10 protein-coding genes are annotated in these 21,315 nt (G+C 37.1%); 5 read left to right on the top strand and 5 right to left on the bottom strand.

Annotation, left to right across the window (positions count from 1 at the left end; genetic code table 11):
• Positions 1-7 precede the first annotated feature (7 nt).
• Positions 8-646 carry an HAD family hydrolase gene (locus tag ACLHG9_RS10190; protein WP_410221388.1) on the top strand — a complete coding sequence of 213 codons (639 nt, stop codon included), beginning with the start codon at positions 8-10 and terminating at the stop codon, positions 644-646.
• A 56-nt stretch (positions 647-702) separates the two neighbouring features.
• Positions 703-1,017 (top strand): Mpo1-like protein, encoded by a 315-nt coding sequence (locus ACLHG9_RS10185; RefSeq protein WP_410221387.1) that lies wholly within the window; start codon positions 703-705, stop codon positions 1,015-1,017.
• A gap of 61 nt (positions 1,018-1,078) precedes the next feature.
• Here the strand turns inward: ACLHG9_RS10185 and ACLHG9_RS10180 are convergent, their stop codons facing one another.
• From ACLHG9_RS10180 to ACLHG9_RS10170, 3 genes are read right to left on the bottom strand one after another with little or no spacing between them, the layout of a single operon-like run.
• The gene (locus ACLHG9_RS10180) at positions 1,079-3,085 is read right to left on the bottom strand and encodes an OmpA family protein (protein ID WP_410221386.1); all 2,007 of its coding nucleotides are present in this window, start codon (positions 3,083-3,085) and stop codon (positions 1,079-1,081) included.
• An 11-nt stretch (positions 3,086-3,096) separates the two neighbouring features.
• Positions 3,097-4,089, bottom strand: coding sequence for a PorP/SprF family type IX secretion system membrane protein (locus ACLHG9_RS10175; RefSeq protein ID WP_410221385.1), 993 nt, complete (start codon positions 4,087-4,089; stop codon positions 3,097-3,099).
• Positions 4,090-4,136: 47 nt separating this feature from the next.
• The gene (locus ACLHG9_RS10170) at positions 4,137-12,917 is read right to left on the bottom strand and encodes a putative Ig domain-containing protein (RefSeq protein WP_410221384.1); all 8,781 of its coding nucleotides are present in this window, start codon (positions 12,915-12,917) and stop codon (positions 4,137-4,139) included.
• 424 nt (positions 12,918-13,341) lie between these two features.
• Between ACLHG9_RS10170 and ACLHG9_RS10165 the strand changes: the two genes are divergently transcribed.
• From ACLHG9_RS10165 to ACLHG9_RS10155, 3 genes are all read left to right on the top strand, one after another.
• Entirely contained in the window at positions 13,342-15,909 is a 2,568-nt protein-coding gene (locus tag ACLHG9_RS10165; RefSeq protein WP_410221383.1) for a hypothetical protein, read from the top strand.
• A gap of 102 nt (positions 15,910-16,011) precedes the next feature.
• The gene (locus ACLHG9_RS10160; RefSeq protein WP_410221382.1) at positions 16,012-17,517 is read left to right on the top strand and encodes a catalase; all 1,506 of its coding nucleotides are present in this window, start codon (positions 16,012-16,014) and stop codon (positions 17,515-17,517) included.
• 424 nt (positions 17,518-17,941) lie between these two features.
• Positions 17,942-18,334: a GreA/GreB family elongation factor gene (locus ACLHG9_RS10155; protein ID WP_410221381.1), complete on the top strand. Its 393-nt coding sequence runs from the start codon at positions 17,942-17,944 to the stop codon at positions 18,332-18,334.
• A 49-nt stretch (positions 18,335-18,383) separates the two neighbouring features.
• Here ACLHG9_RS10155 and ACLHG9_RS10150 read toward each other — a convergent pair whose 3' ends face one another.
• Positions 18,384-19,568, bottom strand: a complete 1,185-nt coding sequence (locus tag ACLHG9_RS10150; RefSeq protein ID WP_410221380.1) for a proline dehydrogenase family protein — start codon at positions 19,566-19,568, stop codon at positions 18,384-18,386.
• 138 nt (positions 19,569-19,706) lie between these two features.
• Positions 19,707-21,311, bottom strand: coding sequence for an amidohydrolase family protein (locus tag ACLHG9_RS10145; protein WP_410221379.1), 1,605 nt, complete (start codon positions 21,309-21,311; stop codon positions 19,707-19,709).
• Positions 21,312-21,315: the final 4 nt, after the last annotated feature.

Here is a 21,315-nt window from a genome sequence, read left to right as displayed (position 1 = left end):
CACTTACATGAAAAAATTTAAAAATATTATCATGGATTATGGCAATGTAATATTTGCCATTGATTTTAACCGTACACAAGAAGCTCTTACTCAAATAGGTATACAGAACGTAAATGAATTCTTTGCACATAAGGGACATCACCCTGTTTTCGACAATTTTGAAACCGGAGAGATCAGCGCAGATCAATTCAGGGAAGAAATCAGGAGAATTGCCCAAGATTTTTCACTTACGGATACTCAAATTGATGCAGCCTGGAACAGTTTACTAATTGGAGTACCTTCTGCTACTAATCATGACGTTCTTCTCGACCTTAAAAATAATTACAGAACGTTTTTATTGAGTAATAACAACGAAATTCATTACAACTGGATACTGGACTACCTTCAAAAAGAGTTTAACCTAAAAAATTATAACGGCTTTTTTGAAAAGGCTTATTTTTCACACTTAATGGGTATGCGAAAACCCCATGCAAAGATCTTTGAAAAAGTAATTGCAGATAATAACCTGGATGTACATGAAACGCTTTTTATAGATGATAGCCCGCAGCATTTGGCCGGAGCACAGAAAGCAGGTCTAAATACCTTATTGATGAATGTTCATCCTAAAGAGCTTAGCACTTTCCTTAAAGAAAACGGGCTACTGTAAATTTCTAAACCGGCGAAATTATTGTTAATTTATCTTATCATTTTAAATTAGAAATTATGGCAGATAAAAAATATAAATCATTAAAAGAGTTCTATCCGTTTTATTTAAGCGAGCATCAGAATTTTACCAGCCGTATCTTACATTTTACAGGAACCGGTTTGGTTATTCTGGCTTTACTGGCGGCTATATTGTTTCATGACTCAGTTTATATAATCGCCATTCCCTTTTTAGGTTATGGATTTGCCTGGGTGGGGCATTTTTTCTTTGAGAAAAATAAACCGGCTACTTTCCAGTATCCTTTATATAGTTTAGCCAGCGATTTTATCTTATTCTGGGAATTGTTAAACGGTAAACAGCCTTTTAAAGTTTAAGGCATTAAAAAAGGGCTGTACATTTAAGTACAACCCTGTGGCCGTAAACCTAAACTATTAACTAATTTTGTTTGGTAACCTTAAACTCTGTTCTTCTGTTTAAGGCTCTTCCTTCAGGATTGTCTTTACCGTTTGGCAATTGATTTGGCGCTACAGGTTTGGTAAAACCATATCCTTTCCAGGTCATTCTTTTTTCATTTATCCCTTTTTCAATCAGGTAATCAACGCATGATTTTGCACGTCTGTCTGAAAGATTGAGATTGTATGCCGCAGTACCGATATTATCAGTATGTGCGCTCAGTTCTATATCTATTTTAGGGTTATCTATCATTATCTGGTACAAGCTATCTAACGTATATTTAGATTGCGCTGTGAGTTCTGCACTATTAAATTCATAAAAAACATTATTTAGTACAATAGGCTTATTGATTTCAAAAGGTTCCAGGCATAAATTGATATTTAACAGGGTATCAACCTGAAGCAGCTGATTGTAATTATAAGCCACATTTTTGGCAAAGAATTTATCTTTATTGATATTGATCTGCAAGCCTCTGTTATCGTTTATTTTAAAGTGGTAATTTCCATTGGCATCAGATAAAACAGTTTTCTGCATATCTCCTATTTTTAGGGTTACACTGGCACCTTCAATAGGTTTTTCATTCTTACTACAGTCTACTATCCTACCATCAATATTGATATAGCCTCTGGCAAAATAGAACAGCTCCAGACAACATAGAGATTCCCGGTCTGAACTGATATAGCCTTCTTTACCTTCATCATCCATGGCCGTAAAATACAGATCATCTTTGGCCGAATTAAACGGATAGCCCATATTTGCAGGCTCATCCCAATTTACAAAGTCACCTTCAGATTCATAAAAATCAAAACCACCTAAACCAATTCTACCGTTGCTACTAAAAATAAGTGCTTTTCTGCCTATCTGGTAATAAGGGGCCTGTTCATCATCTTTAGAGTTAATTTTAGCACCAAAATTTATGGCATTTCCAACGCTCCCATCTGGTCTTAAAAGTGCATACCACAAATCATAACCGCCGTATCCGCCCGGTCTGTCTGATGCAAAAAGCAGGTATTTACCATCTCTGGTAATGCTAGGCTGAATAGAGTTAAATCCATTTACATTAATTTCGCCACCTATAGATCTTGGCTCGGTCCACTCACCGTTAACTTTTTTACTAATTAAGATACTTTTCTTTTTATCATCTTTATTAATCCAGCCGGTAAGCAGCATAAATTCGCCATTAGGATGTAAGGTATTTGCCGCGAACTCCATTTTTTTATCAAGCTCCAATTTCTTAAAGCTTACATTATCATTTTTAGGATTGTTATCTGTCAAGGTATAAAGCGTGTTCACATAAGGGCTTTCTTTCTTCATAATCTTAACTGCCCCTTTACCCTTATCCAATACTTGATTTTTACCGGGCTCGTCTAAACGTCTTGATGAAGTAAAGTAAAAATTTGATTTATCATATACCGGAGCGTAGTTTGAGCCCTCGCCGTTCAGGGTATTGGTTAACTTGGATATCCTGAACATTTTAGGATATTTCATCTCGCTAATGGCAAATTTACATGATTCGATTTCCGTTCTGGCCTTTTGGGCCAACTCATCTTTATTCTTATAATTCTTTAAAAATTGTTCAAGTGCAGTAATGGCTTCTTCATATCTAAAGTTAGCCCGCAAACACTCACCATACCAGAAACCGCTGGTTTCATATTTGGGATTGGAAAACTGTGTAGCTATGGCATACCACTTCTCGGCATCGGTAAAGTTTTTATACAGTCTTAAAGAAGTTGCCAGTTGAAACACGGCATATTCATAATCATCCTTTTTAAGTTTAGCTTCTTTAATTCTCGTTTCAAAACTATAAGGTACTTTAAAGCCCAGACTATCTGGTGAGATCTGAAGCATTTTTTTATAATACTCTGCTGCCGCATAATATTCCTTGTTCTGGAAATAAACATCAGCAATTCTTTTATTACTTACACTAACTTGTGCTTTTAACGAAAAACACAGACAGATTAAAATGAACGTTGTTTTAAACACTTTCATATAACTTATATTTAAAGTCGCGGACAAAAGAAATTAGGACCTATTATTCCTCTCCTGCTATTAAATGATATGGACAATTCCAACCCTCCTTTACTACCCGTTGCTTTATTAAGGCTCGAGGTGTTAAAATCATAACTCACACCAAATACCATGTTTTTAAGGTGAAACCCTAAAAACGCAATGGCAGCATCATCTACCCTGTAGTTAGAACCAAAAAGCAGATCAGATTCGGTATTCAGCATCATCTGCGCATAAGCACCTACAGATATTTCTCTGGCCGAACCTTGTTTAAGGTATAAAGCGTTAGGTGTTAGATCAAAGATATCAGACAGCTTAATCCTTACCCCTCCATGGCCGGTAAAACGCATAGGTGTTTTCGCGCTTCCTCCCAAAAACTTATCTTTAGGACGATTGATATGCGCAACGGCGGCTCCGGCAAAAACATTCACATCTTTATCTGCGGCATCAAAAAACATCACACCGCTGTTGATATCTAATGCAGTATAATTTTCAGCAGCAAAGCCTTCATCTATAGGCATAGCGCCGTCATAGCCCATCATTACATTATACTGGCTGCCTAAGGTAATTTTAGAAATATCAAAGCTTTTATTGATAATACCTGCCTGCAAACCAAAATTGATGATTTTATCGCCATCCTGCCCTAACCTGATTCTATAGGCAGCCGAGCCCAAAGCATTTAGCTGATTATAGCTAATGCTTCCCGCTCTTTGATTAATGATAATTGCACCAAAAGAGAGATTTTTTTTAGGCGCCGTATCAAAAGAAGCACCTACTGTAAAAAAGCCATTATCCAGATTACTCCATTGTTGCTTAAAGTTAATGTTAGCTCTGAAGTTCCCTTCAATTACTCCGGTTAAAGCAGGGTTTAACCAGATTGGATTAGCATAATATTGCGAGAAATGAGGATCTACCTGAGATTTTACCTGCTGAGTAATATTACTAAAGAACAGGACTAATACAGTTATTATCGTTAATTTTTTCATGGATATCGTTTTAATTTAAACCATCTTACAATTGTACATTTTACAGGTTAGCGCAGCAGCGTTATGGTTCCTTTCAGTTTTTTGCTGCTTCCGTTCTCAAACGTAACTTCTATGTAGTATACATAGGCTCCGTTTGGCTGTGCTTTTCCTTTATGTGTACCATCCCATCCGGTAAGGATAGACTGCGATTCAAATAGTAATTGTCCCCATTGATTGTAAACTTTCATCGTGAATTTGGAGATAGAATTACCATAAGCATAGAAAATGTCATTCTTACCATCGTTGTTAGGTGTAAAAGTGTTAGGTATGTACAGATCATTTAAGAAAGGATCTGGTGTTTTTGCATCAGGCGTAATTGAGTTGGCACTGGTTTCGCAATCTTTACTGCCTAAAGCTCTAACTACAATACTGATTTTTTGCCCTGGTTTTAATCCGCTGGCTAAATACTCTGTTGCGGTAACATTGACCCAGTTTATACCTCCATTTATTGAGACATCATAGGATAGTGCTCCTGTAACCGCATTCCATTTAAACAAAATGCTGTTCTGTGTTATGGTTGATACTGTAACTACAGGCGCAGTTAAAACTGTTCTTACATCAACACTTACAGGTGTTCTCATTAAGCTCACGCAACCACCTGTTGAAGAAACACTTTCTACATAAAAAGTAGTTTTTTGGGTAATTGCAGGCGTAGTAAAGGCTACTCCTTGATAAACAGGAGTGCCGCCCGTAGCAACAGTATACCATCTGTAGGTAATATTAGCTACCGGATTTTCAACCGTTAAGATAGCTGATGAACCCGAACATACTGTTGGATCTGTTACTTTAACACTTGCAGGGGCAGCAGGGGCCTGTACCATTTTCACATCTATCTTAGTTCTTACAGCTGAGATACAGTTGCCACTTTGAGCTTCAATATAATACACCTGATCGGTGCTTACCACAGGTGTGGTAAAGCTTGTACCGGTATATACCGGGGTACCACCTGTAGCCACGGTATACCAGTTATAAACTACTGTATTATCGGGGTTAATTACAGATAAAGATGCTGAGGTACCCTCGCAAGTAGAAACACTGTTTGCCGCAACCATAGGATTTAACGGGATAGCATTAACCGTTACAGAAACCTTTACAAATGCTGTCGGGCTACTGCAACCCGATGTGCTTACTGCTCTTACATAATAATCTGTTGATGCAGTTAAAACCTGGGTGATATATGTTGTTCCTTTATTAACCAAATTATTACCCTGAGCATCGCTGTACCATTCATAGTCAACACCTGTTTCAGGATTTTCAATACTTAAGGTTGTTGCACCCGGGCCGCAAAGAGTTGTTCCTGTTTTAGCCAACTGAGGCAGCTTTGGCAATGCTTTAACAGAAATTGTTACGCTATGTACATCTGATGCAGCATTCTCACATCTGTTATCTCCTTTTACAGTTACATAATAAGTCTTGTCTGTAGGTAACGCAGGTGTTTTAAATACCGCGCCTGTACCTGCTATTGAAGTTAAAGCTGCATTATCGTACCAGGTAAACACAGGGTTTACAATACCATTATTGGCCGATGCCGTAAGTGTGGTTGAGCTGTTTATACAAGTTACTGTTGTTCCGGTTATGGTAACATCAGCTGCAACAGCTACCTGATTAACTTTTACGGTAACCACTTTCGCATCAACTGCAAGAGATTCACATTTATTATCGCCCTGCACAGTTACATAATAAGTTTTTGTGGCGTTTAAGGTTGGTGTGCTAAAGTTTGCTCCGGTATACACCAGATTGCTCAGATCAGGCTTATCATACCATTTAAATATCGGATTTTGTATGGTTGTACTGCTTGCAGTTAAGGAAGCGCTTCCCTGTCCGCATATACTTGGTGCAACAGATACTGAAAGATCAGAGGTACCAGCATAAGGTTTAACCTTTATCTGGATAGCCTTAGCTTCCTGTGGGTTGCTTTCACATCTGTCATTGCCTTTTACGGTTACATAATAAGTTTTATCTGCGGTTAGCGGTAAAGTGGTAAATACAGCACCCACAAATTCTACACTGGTCAGAGCAGGGTCACTGTACCAGGTAAATATCGGATTAGTTACTGTAGTGCTGCTAGCTGTTAAAGTAAGTGGCGAATTTAAGCATGCGTTTGTATTACCTGCAACCTGAATATCGCTGGACAAACCTAATGGGTTTACTTTTAATACTATTTTGGTACGGGCAGTATTAGAAGAGCAATTATTTGCATTTACAGCTTCTACATAAAATTCATGAGTACCTGCAGCTAAATTTACAGGTGTAGTGTAAGTACCACTATTTAAAATAAGTAGTTTTCCATCAGAATCATACCAGTTATAACTGGTATTAGGATCTTGTTGTACACCTAACTGAACTGATGCGCCAAAACAGGTTTGTGCAGGGTTGCCAGCTAAAGCAACCGGTGCAGCCGGTGCCGGCAAAATAGTTATTACTACTTTTGTTGGTGCACTTTCACATCCGTTTGCAAGAGCAGTTACATAAAAATTATAAGTACCAGGTGCAAGGTTTGCAGGGGTTGAGAAGGTTATACCATCTTTTCCTGTTTGGTAAGCATTCTCCAGATACCATTTGTAAACCGTACCTGCTGATGCATTTTTAACATTTAAAGTTGCTGTTGTACCTTCGCATGCACTTAGTGAAGCCGCCTCTACCTGAGGTGCAACGCCTGAACGTTGAACATAATTCACATCTAATGATGTAAGTAAACTTACCAAGCCTGAATTAAGTCTGATTTCTATTCCATCAAATTGTTTTTTAGGTACAAAGGTGATGATACCTCCGCTGTTATCGCTCAAGAGTTCAACATGGATCAGCGAATTGTTTGCGAATATTTCATCCTGATTACTGCTTGCCCCATTATAAGTTAAAGCACTTATTGCAGACATTACAGAAGCCGATAGCAGTTTTCCAGGAGAGCTGATGCTGATCTTAACCGTATCACCAACATTAGATAACGTTTTAAAGCCCACTCTCTGATAAACATAAGTATTTAAGGCGCCTACTGCTATAGATAATGTTCCGGCTGTTTTAATATTGTTATCTATTATATTTTGTGCATTATATACATAACCTAAATTTAATAACGAACCATTTGAATTACCCAAATCCTCGGTAGCGGTTCCGCAAGGTGTTGCTTCAGGGTTACCACCAGGTATTACTGTAAGGGTAACCGATGTTCTTAAAGAAACACAGCCACCGCCTCCGGTTACTTCTGCATAATAGGTTTTTGTACCTGTTAAAGGAGGTGTTGAAAAAGTAGGCCCTTCATATAAAGCTACTCCCCCTACCGGTACATCATACCATTTTATAACTGCATTGGCATCGCCTGAGGTAGCTCTTAATACGGCTCCTGAATTTTCAGCAACAATTGCTGCAGAAGGAGTAATTACAGGGGGATCAAGCAAACCTGCTTTAACCTCAATCTGAGTTCTTGGCGAAACAGCACAATTATCAACCGCCTCTACTTTATAAAACTGGCTGGTAAGGCTGTTAAAGTTCTGGATAATATAATTGGTACCATCTGCCAGATAAACATCATTATTATCATACCATTTATAAGTTAAACCTGGTTTAGGATCTTTTACTTTTAATTCTACATTACTTCCTGTACATACGCTGATTGAAGGCGAAAATACATCAGGAGCTGTAGGAGGTAAAGTTACTTTGATATTGATCAGTGTTTTTCCACTCTCACAACCCGATGCCGATGAAGCAGTCACATAAAATTTAGTATCAGCTCCTATTGTTCCGGTTACAAAGGTATCGCCGTCTTTTCCTGTTTGGTAAGTTCCTGATGAATCATACCATTTATAAACCAAGTTTGCTTCAGGGTCTTTTACTTTTAAGGTAGCGGTTTGGTTTAAACATACGGTTTCATCAGCTACTAATACTTGCGGTATCTGGGTAATATGTCTTCCATAGTTTAAGTTAATTACATTTAACGCACCTACGGCACCTCCATTGAGTCTGATTTCCACACCATCAAAAGGCTTAGCTGGCACATAGGTAATCAGTGCTGCCGAATTTCCGCTTAACAGCTCCAGTTTAATCAGACTATTATTAAGGTTTAACATATCATTATTAGACACACCTTGCAGTAAAGATGAAATCTGAATACTACCCAATAAATTAAGCGATAATAGTTTTCCTGGCGAGCTGAGCATTACTTTAACTGTATCGCCCACATTTCCTACACTCGGAAAAGAAAGTTGCTGATATACATATCCGCCCAATAAACCTACAGGAAGATAAAGTGTAGAGGATGTGGATGCATCATTATCTATAGCCAGTTGTGGATTAGAAACACCTGCCAGTAAAGCTACAGTACCTCCAACGCCATTGGTCTGTGCTGTTGCTCCTTCGCAGGCAAACGGATTAGTACCTCCACCATTAACGGTTATTTTAATCTCTACTCTATTTGCTGACACACAACCTGAGGTCAACGATCTGGCTTCAACAAAATATGAAGTAGTATTGTTTAAAGGAGGCGTAACAAAAGTTTCGCCAGTATAAATTGGTGTAGACGAATTGCTTGAACTAAACCATCTGAATTCAACATCCGTATCCGTAGAAGAAGCTGTTAATACAACTGTTTGTCCTGCATTTACAGAAGAAACCGATGCCTGAACCTGAGGTATAACTGGTAGTGGGTTTATCGTAACATTAACAACAGCTCTACCGGCACTTGTACAGCCCAGCTGACTTGCTTCAACATAATAAGTTTTATTAGCGGTTAAGTTACTTACAGTATAAACCGAACCGGTATAAACAGGAGTTCCGCCTGTAGCTACTGTGTACCAGTTATATGTAAGTGCCGGATCTGCATTATTAATCGCTAATACAACGTTTGAACCAGAACACGATGAAACATTTGCGCTGATATCTGGTACCTGCAATAAAGGCACTACTTTTACCAGTACCGGAATACGTTCGGTATCTGAACAATTATTTCTTGTTAACTGAATATAATAAGTAGCTGAGCTTGTTAATTGAGGCGTTTCATATGTATTTCCTGTTGCCAATATGGTTCCGCCTGTTGCGGCACTGTACCAAGTTACCTGTGTACCTCCAACAGGTACCGCATTTAAGGTAGTTTTAGAGTTGTAGCAGATTACCTGTTCGTTACCGGTAATAGCAGGTTTTGGATATTTGATCTCTGCTCCGTAAATATCGAGGTTCGTTAATGCGCTAACTAAAGCTCTAAATCTTATTTCTACCCTGTCAAAATCAGCTCCTGCTGCAAATGTTGCTGTGAAACGATTTCCAGATAACAGTTTTAAAGAAATAAGAGAAGAGTTTAACGCATAGCTTTTAACTACCGTATTGCCTTTCATTATGTTAACTGTAACAGAGTTCAATGCGTCAAGATCCAATAAACCAACTGGAGTAGCTAAATCTAATTTAATACTGTCGGTTGCCAGTCCTGTTGACTGGAACATTAATCTCTGGTACCCTGTAGCTACCACGCCTACAGGCAAACTGATACGGGTAAAATTATTTTTATCTGCATCTACAGAATTTCCAGGCCCCTGAATGTTACACAATAAACAAAGTACACTTTCTACACCACTTATCTGGTTATTTGCCGCATTACAGTTAGGGTTATTAGTAATATTAAGGACTTCTACTTTAACCGGGGTTCTTACTGCACTTTTGCAACCACTTGCATTAACTGTTTCTACATAGAATGTAGTTGTAGCAGTTAACGGAGGCGTAACAAACTCTTCTCCCGTTCCTAAAACAGTACCTCCTGTTTCGGTATTATACCAGTTAATGATATCTCCCGTATTTGCACTTACTTTAAGGATAATACTCTGGTTATTGTTAACTGTTGGGTTATTGGTGATTAACACAGCCTGGGCGGGCAAATCATTAATACTTACCTGAACAGCTGTTCGGGTGCTTACACCAGTGCCAGATACGGCTTCGACATAAAAAGTTGTATTGGCATTAATAGAAGTAGTTACAAATGTACCATTATTGTTAGTAGCCAAAGGTGTATTTCCTGATGGTCCGTACCAGTTATAGGTTACATTGTTTTGCGTATTGCTTACTGTTAAAGTAGCAGCCGAACCTTTACAAATTGTAACATCTGCCACTATAGGACTTCCAACATTCACCTTCACATTGTAATCGGTAACTGCAACATTATTATTTGCATCAGTTACTTTGATTGAAAAGGTAAAGTTTCCTCCCAATGTAGGTGTACCGGTGATTGCTCTGGTTGTAGTATTGAAATTGAAACCAGGAGGTAAATTAATAGCTTGGTAGATGTAGGGCCCCGTACCACCGGTTACAGATGGAAGAATTTGTGCAGGATAGCTGCTACCTAATAAACCATCGGGCAGGCTGGCCGTTGCCAAAGACAATACTCCTATAACTTTTATAGTATATGTATTTGTTATTGTTCTTCCTTCGGCATCGGTTGCAGTTAGTTTAATATTATAAGTTCCTGATTGGGTTGGTGTTCCGGTTATTTCTCTTGTTGTAGCATTAAATGCTAGCCCGGGAGGTAAATTACTGGCGCTGTAGGTATATGGTCCTAGCCCTCCGCTTGCAGATGGAAGCGTTTGCTTGGTGTAAACCGTTCCTACTGTTCCATCGGCCAGATTCATATTTGGTAAAGCCAACGGATCTAAAACCCTAATCGTATAATTTGTGGTTACATTGTTACCTTTGGCATCTGTAGCTTTGATCGCAACTGTATAACTGCCAGCTGTGGCTGGTGTTCCGGTTATTTCTCTTGTTGTAGCATTAAATGTTAGTCCAGGAGGTAAATTACTGGCACTGTAAGTATATGGGATATATCCTCCTTCAGCTGCCGGGATAGTTTGTTTAGGATAAGACTGCCCTACTGTTCCGTCGGCTAAGTTTGTGCCTGGTAAAACCAGTGGATCTTTAATTACTACGGTATAATCCATTGAGGTTTTATTGCCATCGGCATCAGAAACATTTACTGTAACGGTATACGTGCCTGCCGTAGTAGGATTTCCAGATATCTCCCTTGTAGTTGCATTAAAGCTTAAACCTGGAGGAAGATTGGTAACTGTATAAGTGTATGGTAAACTTCCGCCCACGGCAGATGGTATGTTCAGTGTACTATAATTTACACCAACAGTACCATCCGGGAGCGGCGAACCAGAAATTGTCAATTTATCAGTAATTTTTAGTGTGTGGGATAAGACTACTGAACATCCTTTACTGTCAGTAGCCATTAAATTAAAGTTATAAACTCCTGAGCTTGTAGGAACTCCTCCTAACAGCCCCGAAGCACTTAAAGACAATCCCGGCGGTAAACTTGAACCTACGTTTACAGCATAGGTATAGCCTGATGTTCCGCCTGTAGGTGCATTTAACTGAACCGAATAAGCAGAACCTACCGAACCGTTTAGCAAAGTAGTAAGTGTCCAGTCTATTTTTGGATTAACATTCACTTTTACAGGTACTCGTACAGATTCTGATGTACAGTTAATTTTTCTGGCTGCTACATAATAAGTTTTATTAGTAGTCAGGGCATCTGTGATATAACTTTCATTATATGCTGTTATCTTTAAAGGAGCACCTCCGCTAACGTTCTCGTACCAGATCAGCTCATTGGCACTATCGGTAGTAGCTGATAGTTGCAGGGTGCCGGCATAACAGGCATTCAGATTATTAGATTGAGGCGCTATAAATTTAGGCCTTGGCGCAGACCGTTTTACTTCATATACTTTAATGGTTTGCGTTACGGTACCATCCAATAATGAAGAAAGTGTAATTTTAACCCTGTCAAAATTATTGTTTATGGCAAAAGGAATAGTTACAGGAACATTGCTACTCAGTAATCCAAGTAAATCAAGATTTAAAACAGAGCTCAGATTTTGGCTGTAAACTGAATTGGTTCCATTAAATGCCTCTACTTTTATATTATTGAACAATCCAAGATTAATCAGTGCCGGGTTTATACCTAATGTAATGTTTAATTCATCTTGTGCATTTGAAGGTGTATTGAAATAAACATTTTGGCTTATTGATCCGGCAACCCCCAGTGTACCTAAACTAATCTCAGAATAGGTATTCATATTATCATCAATTGCATTTTGCAGATTGGTAACCCCTGCTTTTCCAACACCCAATACATCTAAAGTAAGTCCGGCACCGTCGTAATCTGTTACAAATGGTGCATCGCAACTGCTTGTTCCCGAATAATAGAAAGCATTATAAACTTTCATATTATTGGTAGTTCCCAATAACAACGCTGAAGTTACATCTCTTATAAAAATATATTGGTAGTCCTTGCCAGGTGTTATGGCAATATAATAATTGCCAGATTTATCGGTTACCAGCTTAACGTCTGTTGATGAGAAACCATTGATGCTGTTACGCGTAAAGATTTCATCGCCATTACTTTCTTTTGCACCAACCTCAAAATAATGGTTACCCAATACCAAACCTCCAACCGCTTTAGATAAGAGATTGCCAAGGCTACCTCCTAATAAGACATCCAAAGCACTTTTATCAAAATCTATTTTAATAAAAGAGGTTTTGTTGGCCGGAACAGCCGAATTGTACTTGAGTTCCAAGTATCCGCTATATGCACCCAAATTAGCGGCTATTCCTCCGTATGAATTCAACTGAGCAAATTCATTATTGTCTAATGTTGCCTTGTTTTCGTTAGTAACATGACTACTGGATGAGACCGAAGATACTAAAACTTTTGTTTGTGCATACGAAATAACAGAAGTAAGCGTTAATAAAAAGATAAGGAAATAAAAAACCAAACACTTTGTTGATTTTGAATGAATAGAGGTTAATTCCATAAGCCAATGATTTAGATTATCGCATTGTACAACGCAATAATAACCACTCAAAAACCTTTTACTCCCGTTCAATTCATTCAATAAAAAAATAAATGAACATCCAGACTGTTCAATTTATTCAAAGACTTAATATTCTGTTCAATATTTCTTTTTGTTAAAATTATTTTCGTATTTTTTCACTTAATAATAATCTAACGAAAGACAAACCCAATATAAATCACCATTTTAAACTACCTATTCATATGAAAATCAAATCTTTTTTATACAGAAAAACATAAAACAGCTTAAAGAAATTACATGAAAGTTTTATTTTGGCTTTTCACACACAAAAAAGCTCTAAATTAAACTTTTGTGTACCCCTACACTCATAGTTTAATCTATTTGAGAGTATTTTATTAAACCAAAACCTTAAGTATATGTTTATTTGAAAAACAATAGAATCTATTTAATGTCTCAAAAAGCTACCTTAGAAAAAATTAAAGTTCTCATTCTGGAAAAAACCAAGATAGAGAACATCAGTCCTTCAGACTGTAAAGTGATTTCTCATTCCATTCAAAGAGAAACACAAAAAACAATAAGTGAAACTACTTTAAAGCGCTTATTTGGCTTTGCTGAAACCAAAAGCAAGTTTTCTGCCTATACGGTTAATACCTTGCTCGAATACAGTCAGAAACCTGTTGATAGCTCAAAATATAATCATAATGAGGTATTTAATACCTTGAGAGATGAAGAATGCTTACAAATCATGTACAGCAATGCTTTACAGGCTACCAGAAATACTATTAATCATATCAAAAACAGAAGTACATTACCTTTCGAGTTCACGGTTCCACGTTCTTTCATTCCTTTCGATTTTGAATACTTTTATTCAAGCAATTATGCCTTTACCTGCTTTACTTCACAGGCAGGATATGGAAAAAGCATCATGCTTACCCATTTAGTAGAGCAATTCTTTTTGAACGAAGAAGCGAAATATAAAAAGGACATTGTCTTATTTTTGAACGCCATTGATATTTTCAACAGTCAGTTTGAATATATTAATATTGAAGACAGAATAAAACAGAAATTAGGTATTAACGCTCAAATTAACCTCAGGGATTATTTCTTGCAGAAGAATAAAACTTATGGCACTAAGCTTATTATCATTATTGATGATTTTCCTGAGCTCGCTATCAGCAAAATCTCTAAAGTTATCGTATTTGATAAACTAATCAACCTTATTTCAAGCGTAGCTGATGGCAATCATATTAAATTGATTTACAGCATGCGTTCTACCATGTGGAACAGGTTTTACGACAGGATTAAGAATATTCCATTTTTAAAGAACAGTTGGTTTTCTGGCAGTTATTTTAACCTAAAAGATCATTCCAACATGCCTCCGCTTACAGCTGATGAGATCAATGAGGTGTTAAAGCGCATGTACCCTGCTACCTATCATAAAATTGATGAAGAATTAAAATCCAATCTAAAATTTCCTTTTTATCTACATTGGTATTACCAGCTCAATGAAGAACTACCCGAATTTGGCTCTTTTACCAAAATCATTTTTTTAGAGATTATAGATCGATTTATTCAAGAAAAAATATATTTATCTAAATACGCCGCCGAGAAAATATTCATTTGCAAAAAAATTGTCCAGCTTACGCGTTATAAGGAATATAACCGCTATGTTCTAAAATCAGAGCTGATCAAAGATATATCTGTTTTTAAAAATGCTTATATAGAACTTTTATCTGATGGAATTTTAACTGAAGAAAAAGAGCGCCACGATGGTTTTACAATGGATTTTGTGAAATTTGTACATCCGCAATTCTTTGATCATTTTCTTTTTGTTGACCTGTTGGATGATACAGACAATCAAATAAACGAAGATTTTTTCACAAAAATAGCTAAAGAATATTTTGATGACCAGGTGAAACTGGATCTCTTAAGATGGAGCATAAAATATGCTATAAACCGTAATTTACTAAATGAACTTAATGCTGTATTTAATCTGAAATTAAGTATTTATGAGAAGAATTATCTTATTTATTTCATCTCTAAAAACCTCATCTATAAGAAAGTAAAGGAACCTCAATTTTTTAATAGTTTAAACAAAGAAGGTTTTCACGAAGCCATGAAAAGCCGCTTAATTCATTTCGATTTTACCGATTCTTATTATAAAGAGGCTGTTGCAGCTTTAATTAAACTATCTGATAACAATGAAGATACTTTATTGTACCACTCCATACTGGCCATAAGCGATTGTTTAAGTTTAGATAAAGAACTCATTACAAAACGTTTGCAGCAAATGCATAAATTCTCCAAAGAAGCAAAATCATGGGAAGTTAATCCCATAGAACTGTTGAGATTGGTTTATTTTAAAATTACAGGAGAGTTTATCTATTCTAATGAAACACTGATCAAAATAGAAGATTTTAAACAGGGCGAAAGGGTATTTTATAAAAGTACTGATGAATTGCCTACAAATGAACAGATGGTAATTTTTGTAATGTTCTCTATTGTAAATGCATTTTATGGGAACAACAAAGAAGCCATCCAGATAGTGAATGCCATGATTACACATTTTCCGAAATCTGTTCAGATCAACAAACCTTATGCAAATTATATTTTTACCACTCTGGTTTACTTTAAATCAAAGACTCCCCATGGTGCCAAGACCGAGGCCATGGAAAAAATAAAATCAAGATTGTTTGCTTACCAGGCAACTAAAAATACTATTCCATTTATCCAATCTATTTTTTTAGCCGCACAAGCTTATCAATGCAAAAACGACAAAGACTACAACTGCGCATTAATCTATGCACAACGGTGTCTTGAAATTTTTAAGCGCAACAATCTCATTGTAAATCAGATCTGCATTCTTAATTTATTAATCAATATTTATCAGGAACTTAACGAACAGGAAATAAAAACAGAATATATTAACGAGAAATTAAGTATTTTAGAACAAAGAAAGATAGCTCCTTCCCTATTTCATTTTATAGCATAAAGCAAATACCTATAATTATTCTCTATGTATATATAGGTAAAATCAGTTTGATAGATCCCGGTAATAACCTCAATTTTAAAAAATATAACAAATTGATAAGCTATGGAACAAAATAAAAAAAAGATCCTGACTACCGCTGCCGGCAGGCCGTATGTGGAGCATGAAAATTCAATGACTGCCGGACCAAGAGGCCCTGTGTTATTAGAAGATTATATTCTGCACGAGAAAATGGCCCACTTTAATCGTGAACGCATACCTGAACGTGTAGTGCATGCAAAAGGAAGTGGTGCATTCGGCACTTTTAAAGTAACGCATGATATTAGCAAATATACAAGGGCTAAGATTTTTAATCAGATTGGAAAGGAAACCAAAGTTTTTTTACGTTTTAGTACGGTAGGCGGTGAGCTAGGTTCTGCAGATACTGAACGCGACCCTCGTGGCTTTGCACTAAAATTTTACACCGAAGATGGTAACTGGGATTTAGTGGGCAATAATACACCTGTATTCTTTATCAAGGATGCAAAGAAGTTCAGCGACTTTATTCATACGCAAAAAAGAGATCCTCGTACACATTGCAAAAGCGCTACCATGGTATGGGATTTTTGGAGCCTTAACCCCGAAAGTTTGCATCAGGTACTTATCTTAATGAGCGACAGAGGAACACCATATGGTTACCGTCATATGCATGGTTTTGGTTCACATACCTTTAGTCTGATCAATGCAAACAACGAGCGTTTTTGGGTCAAATTTCATTTTAAAACCCAGCAGGGCATTAAAAATTTTAGCAATGAAGAAGCTGCTATAATGAAAGGTAAAGACCCTGACTTTGCGCAACGTGATCTGGTTAAGGCGATAGATGACGGAAATTTTCCGAAATGGACCATGAAAATCCAAATTATGAACAATGAAGAGGCTAAAAGTTTTCCTTTTAACCCTTTTGATGTTACAAAAACATGGCCCCATGCCGATTTTCCATTGATAGAAGTTGGCGAACTTGAATTAAATCAGATTCCTAAAAATTATTTTGCTACCGTAGAGCAATCTGCTTTTGCTCCCGCTCACATTGTTGATGGTATCGGTTTCTCTCCTGATCGCATGTTACAGGGAAGAATTCTGTCTTATCCGGATGCACATAGGCACAGGCTGGGTGTAAATTACCAGCAGATACCGGTAAATGCATGCCCTTATGCTACAAATAATTTTCACAGAGATGGTTTTATGCGGGTTGATGATAATGGAAATGATCATCCAAACTATTACCCTAATAGCTCGGGTGTAATAGAACCTGATATGAACTATAAAGAACCAGGACTGGAATTAGATGGCCAGGCAGCCAACTGGTACGATAGAAATACAGGTTTACCGGGCGATGAAGATCATTACACACAACCCGGTTTACTATTTACTAAGGCCATGAACGATTACGACAGGCATAACCTGATCAGTAATATCGTAGATTCAATGAGTGGTATCGAAGGGCCTCAAAAAGACAGCATCATTGCACGCCAGTTATGCCACTTCTTTAGAGCAAATCAAAATCTGGGTACGGCTGTAGCTCAAGGTTTAAACGTGAATGTGGATGAGATCATGAAAAAGATGTTGCATTAAGAATATTATCTTATAAAAAAGATACTGAACTAAATCCAGCATGACGTATTGTTTAACATTAGACAAACTCGGGACAAAAACAATCCCGAGTTTTTTTATGGTAAAATTTCGGATTTTCTCTTGCTTATTCAAAAAAACAAAGGCATCTTTGTTAAGATGCAAAACATTTTAGTAAAATATAAACAGTTCATAGCAAAACATTATAAGGATGTTTTGTGTGCTGTTCTATTGCAGCGTTTTGCTTTTAATCATGTTTTTAAGAACATATTAAGTCTTACTTTACAAACCGAGTGCAAAGACTTTATCAAAAAAACCCCGAATTCAATCATTTTTCTTTCTTAAAGAATTTCGGGGGATAACCACCGCTTAATCTTACATTAACCATACACCTTAGGGGTGAAATGTTTTATTTAACTAAAATATTATGAAAACAAAATCAATATTATTGTCTAAAAGTGATTACAAATTCTTAAGCGAACATTTGGATAAAGCCATCATGAGCGATTACAATAAATCACGTTTAAAAGAAGAAGTAAAAAACGCTACGCTTTTTGATGATGATAAATTACCAGAAGATGTAGTTTCTTTACATAGCGAAGCCAAAATACAAAGCACTTCAAACAAACAAGAATTTGTATTTAAACTGGTTTTACCAAAAGATGCTGATATCAAGAAACAAAAAGTATCTATTTTTGCACCTATCAGTATTGCTTTACTGGGTTACCAAACTGGTGATTTAATTAATTGGGAAATGCCAGATGGCATTAAAGAGTTTAAAATTCTAAGTGTCAGAAAATTAAACGAAAACGAGTTATAACAAAAAGGGTATCTAAGAAGTTTAATTTTAGATACCCTTTTACTTTGTATTAAATTCCTCTACGGGCTTTCTCTTTGGCAATTAAGCTTAGTTCTCTACTGGTTTGCCCAGCTACAGAAGTATTTTCCTGTGCTCTTCTGAACAAATAAGGCATAACAGCTTTTACCGGACCATAAGGTACATATTTAGCTACATTATAACCTGCATTAGAAAGGTTAAAGCTTAAATTATCACTCATACCTAATAATTGTGCAAAATAAATGTGAGGGTGATTATGAGCGATATCCTTTTCATCAATCAATTCTGTTAACAAACGGCAACTGGCTTCGTTATGCGTACCACAAACAATACCTATCTGGTCTAAATGATCAACAGAAAAACGAATAGATTCATCGTAATCTCTGTCTGAAGAAGCTTTATCGGGTTGTATGGGCGAAGGATATCCCATATCTTGTGCACGCTTACGTTCTTTTTCCATATAAGCACCACGTACCATCTTAACACCTAAAATAAATCCATGTTCTTTGGCTATTAAATAATCTGCTTTTAGATCTGCCAGTTTATCGTGACGGTACATTTGATAAGTGTTATATACGATCAGCTGCTCTTTATTAAATTTCATCATCATTTCTAAAGCCAGCATATCTATGGTATCCTGTATCCAGGTTTCTTCTGCATCAATCATGATTGGAACTTTGCGTTCAAAAGCTGTTTTGCAGATTTTTTCGCAACGGGCCTTTACCCTATCAAATTCTGCTTGCTCTGTTTCGGTAAGTTCTTTTTTAGCATCTAATTTTTCTAATAAAGCAAACCTACCAATACCCGTAATCTTAAAAACCGTAATAGGGATACGTGGGTCGCCGTCTGCTCTTTCAACCGTTCTGATGATTTCTTCGCAGGTAGCATCAAAAACATGTTCTTCTTCTTCTCCTTCTACAGAATAATCTAAGATTGTTCCTACTTTTCCTTTAGCCAGTTGTGCTATGGTATGATCGCATTCGGCAATGGTTTCTCCTCCACAAAATTGTTTAAAGATGGTCTTCTTAATAATACCTTGAATAGGTAAGCCCGCATTAAGCATAAAATTGGTAACCGGGGGACCTACTTTTGTTAGAAAGTTACTTCCTATAATTTTAAATAACCAATAGGCTTGCTTTAATTCTGCATTAGATTTACTGCTAAATGCTATCTCAGTATTGTTAAAATCAATTTTGTTTTCGGGGGATACTTTCATTTTAAGTTTAAAATTTCATTTGTATTTTGACGGTACAAAAATATAAATAAATCGTTCTGTGGCTAAAATACGTTTGTAATTAATTGCAAACTTGCCCGGCAATGACATAAATGTATTTAAATCATTTATTTAGCTATTTTAAAAACCTGGCTGTTTAATTACATAGCCTGTTTTGGCCTTTTCTTGATCTACCATTTCTTTTACTTCCTGCAACAATTTTTTAGCATCATATACAATACCATCCTTAATAGTGTACTTAACGCCTCCTACCCTTTTAGGCTTATTATCTGCTCCTAAACTGATGGCACCTGTACCATAAAGTACTTGAAAATTTTTAAGTGGGTTTTGATCTACAATTACAAAATCAGCCAGTTTACCTATCTCAATGCTTCCCAAATCTTTTTCCATCCCTAAAGCCTGTGCACCATTTAAGGTTGCTGATTTTATCACTTCTAAAGGATGGAAACCCGCCTCTCTCAATAATTCTAATTCTCTGATGTATGCAAAACCGTATAATTCATAGATAAAGCCCGCATCTGTACCAACAGTAACACGTCCGCCTTTGTTTTTAAACTCATTTAAGAACTGCATCCAAAGTTTGTAGTTTTCTTTCCAGTTGAGTTCCTGTTCAGTGCCCCAACTGTGCCAATACGAGCCATGAGAGTTCCAACTTGGCGCATAAAAATCCCACAATTTTGGCATGGTATAAGTATTGTGCCATTCGGCGGTACGGGCACGCATCAAATCACGATTGGCTTCATATATATTTAGCGTAGGATCCAAAGTAAAATCAAGCTTGATCAAATCGCTCATGATCTTATTCCAAGTTTCACTACCAGGCGTTGCAGCTTGTTTCCATAAAGTACCTGCTTCGCTAAAGCGATCTTGTTCATTCTGATAATTGTAATCGGGAGAGTAATGCTGCACCGTTTTGTCTTCAAACATAGACTCTGGCAAACCATACCAGTGTTCTAGGGATGTTAGCCCTGCCCTAGCGCTGTTCATGGCATTCCACCTGCCCACATCTGTTTGTGCATGGTGCGCCATAGCCCGTAATCCAAGCTTCTTATTCTCGTCAATCGCGTTTGACATCACTTCTGGTGATGCGCCAAAGAATTTGATGCCGTCTGAACCTTTTTTAGCGTTTTCTCTTACCCACTGTCTAGCTTGCTCTCCGGTATATATAGGCGTTGCAGAACCTTGTCCAAATACGGTATAAGCAAATATGCGAGGCGCTGTTATTTCATTTTTTAAGCTTTTTTGTTTCTGATCTAATACCCAATCTAAGCCATTCATGCTTCCCGGCTCTCTTACAGTAGTAACGCCATGTGCCATCCAAAGTTTAAATACATAATCTGCATCAGCACCTTTATCGGCACCACCAATATGTCCGTGCATATCAATAAAGCCTGGTAATATGTACATCCCTTCGGCCCATAGTTCTTTGCCCCCAGGTTTTAGCTGAGGTCTGCGGTTGGTTTCTACAGGTAAACCTGGTGAGCCTACTGTTCTGATAGCAGTAATCCGATTATTTTCTACCACAATATCGGCCGGCCCCATAGGTGGCGCCCCCGTGCTATTTATAATGGTTACCCCTCTGATGATCAGTTGCGGATATGGTCCGTCTCCTTCCTTTCTGGGTTCTGCTTTTTTTACCGTTGGCCTGCCTCCTTGTGCAAATGCCATGGTAAACATGCATATACTACCTAATGCTAAACAAATTGCTTTCTTTGTTAAATTCATGTGT

This window comes from Pedobacter sp. (assembly GCF_046462515.1).
Lineage (GTDB): Bacteria > Bacteroidota > Bacteroidia > Sphingobacteriales > Sphingobacteriaceae > Pedobacter.
This window is presented reverse-complemented; position numbering and strand designations above follow the sequence as displayed.

Excerpts from the sequence above, each read along its gene's own strand:
- ACLHG9_RS10190 (WP_410221388.1), top strand. The coding sequence starts at position 8 with ATGAAAAAATTTAAAAATATTATCATGGATTATGGCAATGTAATATTT.
- ACLHG9_RS10185 (WP_410221387.1), top strand. The coding sequence starts at position 703 with ATGGCAGATAAAAAATATAAATCATTAAAAGAGTTCTATCCGTTTTAT.
- ACLHG9_RS10180 (WP_410221386.1), bottom strand. The coding sequence starts at position 3,085 with ATGAAAGTGTTTAAAACAACGTTCATTTTAATCTGTCTGTGTTTTTCG.
- ACLHG9_RS10175 (WP_410221385.1), bottom strand. The coding sequence starts at position 4,089 with ATGAAAAAATTAACGATAATAACTGTATTAGTCCTGTTCTTTAGTAAT.
- ACLHG9_RS10170 (WP_410221384.1), bottom strand. The coding sequence starts at position 12,917 with ATGGAATTAACCTCTATTCATTCAAAATCAACAAAGTGTTTGGTTTTT.
- ACLHG9_RS10160 (WP_410221382.1), top strand. The coding sequence starts at position 16,012 with ATGGAACAAAATAAAAAAAAGATCCTGACTACCGCTGCCGGCAGGCCG.
- ACLHG9_RS10155 (WP_410221381.1), top strand. The coding sequence starts at position 17,942 with ATGAAAACAAAATCAATATTATTGTCTAAAAGTGATTACAAATTCTTA.
- ACLHG9_RS10150 (WP_410221380.1), bottom strand. The coding sequence starts at position 19,568 with ATGAAAGTATCCCCCGAAAACAAAATTGATTTTAACAATACTGAGATA.
- ACLHG9_RS10145 (WP_410221379.1), bottom strand. The coding sequence starts at position 21,311 with ATGAATTTAACAAAGAAAGCAATTTGTTTAGCATTAGGTAGTATATGC.